General features: G+C 64.1%; 3 protein-coding genes. All 3 read left to right on the top strand.

Translation table 11 applies throughout. The features are described from left to right. The first annotated feature begins 70 nt into the window (after nt 1-70). The 3 genes from msrB (at nt 71) to msrA (ending at nt 3,142) form a co-directional block, all read left to right on the top strand. Nucleotides 71-583 (top strand): peptide-methionine (R)-S-oxide reductase MsrB, encoded by a 513-nt coding sequence (msrB, locus tag HX817_RS16080; RefSeq protein WP_177040566.1) that lies wholly within the window; start codon nt 71-73, stop codon nt 581-583. Nucleotides 584-612: 29 nt separating this feature from the next. Continuing rightward, a complete protein-coding gene (locus HX817_RS16075) occupies nt 613-2,370 on the top strand; it encodes a cytochrome c biogenesis protein DipZ (protein WP_087692313.1) in 1,758 nt (585 codons plus the stop codon). Between the two features lie 76 nt (nt 2,371-2,446). After that, nucleotides 2,447-3,142, top strand: a complete 696-nt coding sequence (gene msrA, locus HX817_RS16070) for a peptide-methionine (S)-S-oxide reductase MsrA (RefSeq protein ID WP_008433754.1) — start codon at nt 2,447-2,449, stop codon at nt 3,140-3,142. Nucleotides 3,143-3,186: the final 44 nt, after the last annotated feature.

The raw sequence follows: 3,186 nt of genomic DNA, 5'->3' as shown, positions 1-3,186 counted from the left end.
CCCTCGCCACAGTTTGTTTATCAGCCATAGGGGCTTCGCCAGCCATCCGCACTTGTGTGAGGAGCAACTCATGTATTCACGTCGACAGATCCTGCTCGCCGGCGGCGGCCTCGGCCTCGCAGTCATCGCCGGTGGCCTGCTGCAAAAAATCAGCGCCGGCCCCGCCCTGATCGCCGAAGCCGAAGCCGCCGAACATTTCGAAGTCAGCCACACCGACGCCGAATGGCGCACCCTGCTGACCGCCGAGCAGTACGCGATCCTGCGGGAGGAGGGCACCGAACGCCCCTACAGCAGCGCCCTTAACAGTGAACACCGCAACGGCACCTTCGCCTGCGCCGGTTGCGCTTTGCCCCTGTACGCCTCAGCCACCAAATTCGAAAGCCACACCGGCTGGCCCAGCTTCTGGCAACCCCTGGAAAACGCCGTGGCCAGCCACGTCGACACCTCCTTCGGCGTGGTACGCAAGGAAATCCACTGCCGCCGCTGCGGCGGTCATCAGGGCCACGTGTTCGATGACGGCCCGGCACCCACCGGCCTGCGCTACTGCATGAACGGCGCAGCCATGACGTTCACCGCGACTTAATTCAATGTCTTCCTATAAGGGTCTACCCCATGTGGCTTTTGGTTCTCGCATATCTGGGCGGCGTGCTGACGATTGTCAGTCCCTGCATCCTGCCGGTTCTGCCTTTTGTCTTCGCTCGCACCGGGCAGCCGTTTTTGCGCAGTGGCTTGCCGCTGCTGCTGGGGATGGCGATGACCTTCGCCCTGGTCGCCTCGCTCGCGGCGGTGGGCGGCGGTTGGGTGGTGCAAGTCAATCAGTACGGTCGCTGGCTCGCGTTGCTGTTTGTTGCGCTATTCGGGCTGACGCTGCTGCTGCCAAGCCTGTCCGAGCGCCTGACCCGGCCGCTGGTGGCCGCGGGCAGTCGCCTGTCGGAAGCCGCCGGGGCCGATTCGCGGCCGCGTCCGGGCGCATCGTTCCTGATCGGCGTGGCCACCGGGCTGCTGTGGGCGCCGTGCGCCGGGCCCATCCTCGGGCTGGTGCTGACGGGCGCCGCGCTGCAGGGCGCCAGTATCGGCACTACCTTGCTCTTGCTGGCCTACGCGGCAGGGGCTGCCACCTCCCTGGCCTTGGCGCTGCTGGTCGGCGGTAAAGTCTTCGGTTTCATGAAGCGTTCGCTGGGCGCTGGTGAATGGCTGCGTCGTGGGCTCGGCGCCCTGATGTTGGCCGGTGTGGCGGCCATCGCCCTGGGCCTGGACACCGGGATCCTGGCGCGCCTGTCGACGGCGTCAACCGGTGGCCTGGAACAAAGCCTGGTGGAAAAACTCAGCGCCAAGCCTGAACAGAAGAGCGGGGCGATGATGGCCGGCGGCGCGATGATGGCCGCCAACCACAGTGACACGCTGCCAGTGGAAGGCCAGTTGCCGCCGCTGGACGGTGCCGTGCAATGGCTCAACTCCGAGCCACTGACTGCCGAGGCGTTGAAAGGCAAGGTGGTGCTGGTGGATTTCTGGACCTACTCCTGCATCAACTGCCTGCGCACCTTGCCGTACGTCAAGGCCTGGGCCGAGAAATACCGCGACCAGGGCCTGGTGGTGATCGGTGTGCACGCTCCGGAATTCGCCTTCGAACGCGACGTGAACAACGTCACCAAGGCCATGAAGGACCTGGGCATCACTTACCCGGTGGCCATCGACAACAACTACAAGATCTGGCGCGCCTTCAACAACCAGTACTGGCCGGCGCATTACTTTGCCGATGCCAAGGGCCAGATCCGCTATCACCATTTTGGAGAGGGTGACTACGCCGAGTCCGAACGAGTGATCCAGCAACTGCTGCGTGAGGCGGGCGCTACCAAGGTGGCGGGCGGCTTGATCGAAGCCGATGCCAAGGGCATCCAGGCCGCACCGGACATGAACGAAGTGCAGTCGCCGGAAACCTACCTGGGCTTCCAGCGCGCCGAGAACTTCGTGACCACCGGCACCCTGGGCACCGACAAGGTGGTGAACTACCCGGCAGCCGGCAACCTGGCCTTGAATAACTGGACCCTGGAAGGCCCATGGAACGTCGGCGGCCAGCAAGCCACCCTCGCAGCGGCCAACGGCAAGATCGTCTACCGCTTCCACGCCCGTGACCTGCACCTGGTGCTGGGCCCGGGCGCCGACGGCAAGCCGGTGCGCTTCAAGGTCAGCATCGACGGCCAGGCGCCGGGGGATGCCCACGGCACCGACGTCGCACCGGATGGCAGCGGCACCGTGACCGAACAACGCTTGTATCAACTGGTGCGCCAGCCGGGCGCGGTCAAGGACCGGACCTTCACCATCGAGTTTCTGGACCCGCAAGTGGCGGCCTATGCCTTCACCTTCGGCTAACCCATAGCGAAATTTTGCATGGTTAACCAGCTCCCACAGTTGACCGCATTTATCCTGATGTTTCGGAGTGACTGAGATGAAACTGCTTAAGTACTTACCGGCCCTGGCGTTCGCCGCCTTTGTCGGCCACAGCTCGGCGTTCTCCTTCGGCCCGTCCGACGACGCCGTGGCCATTGCGCCGCCGGCCATGGACCTGCCGGCAGACGCGAACAACCTGCAAACCGCGGTCTTCGCCGGAGGCTGCTTCTGGGGCGTGCAGGGTGTGTTCCAGCATGTGCAAGGGGTGAAAAACGCCGTCTCCGGCTATGACGGCGGCGCGGCGAGCACCGCGCAGTACGAAAGCGTCAGCGGCGGCGACACCGGCCACGCCGAGTCCGTCGCCGTGACCTACGACCCGAGCAAGGTCAGCTACGGCAAGCTGCTGCAGATCTACTTCTCGGTCGCCCACAACCCCACGGAACTCAACCGCCAGGGCCCGGACAGTGGCACCCAGTACCGCTCGGCGATCTTTGCCCAGAACGCCGAACAGCAAAAAGTCGCCCAGGCCTACATCGCCCAACTCGACGCCGCGAAAGCCTTCGACAAGCCGATCGTGACCAAGATCGAGATGGGCAAAGCCTTCTACCCGGCGGAGTCCTATCACCAGGACTTCCTGACCGAAAACCCGTCGTACCCCTACATCGTGATCAACGACCTGCCCAAGGTGGCCCAGCTGAAAAAATTGTTCCCTGAGCAGTACCGCGCAGAACCGGTACTGGTGAAAAACCAGTAGACCTATGATCGTTCCCACTCTCGACGCTCGTTCCCACGCAGGAC

It is taken from the genome of Pseudomonas sp. C6002, assembly GCF_013385805.1.
GTDB lineage: Bacteria > Pseudomonadota > Gammaproteobacteria > Pseudomonadales > Pseudomonadaceae > Aquipseudomonas.
Note: the sequence above shows the minus strand (reverse complement) of the source record. Positions and strands in the feature narration are given on the sequence as shown.

Coding starts and splice junctions, on each gene's coding strand:
- msrB (WP_177040566.1), top strand. CDS start 71: ATGTATTCACGTCGACAGATCCTGCTCGCCGGCGGCGGCCTCGGCCTC.
- msrA (WP_008433754.1), top strand. CDS start 2,447: ATGAAACTGCTTAAGTACTTACCGGCCCTGGCGTTCGCCGCCTTTGTC.
- HX817_RS16075 (WP_087692313.1), top strand. CDS start 613: ATGTGGCTTTTGGTTCTCGCATATCTGGGCGGCGTGCTGACGATTGTC.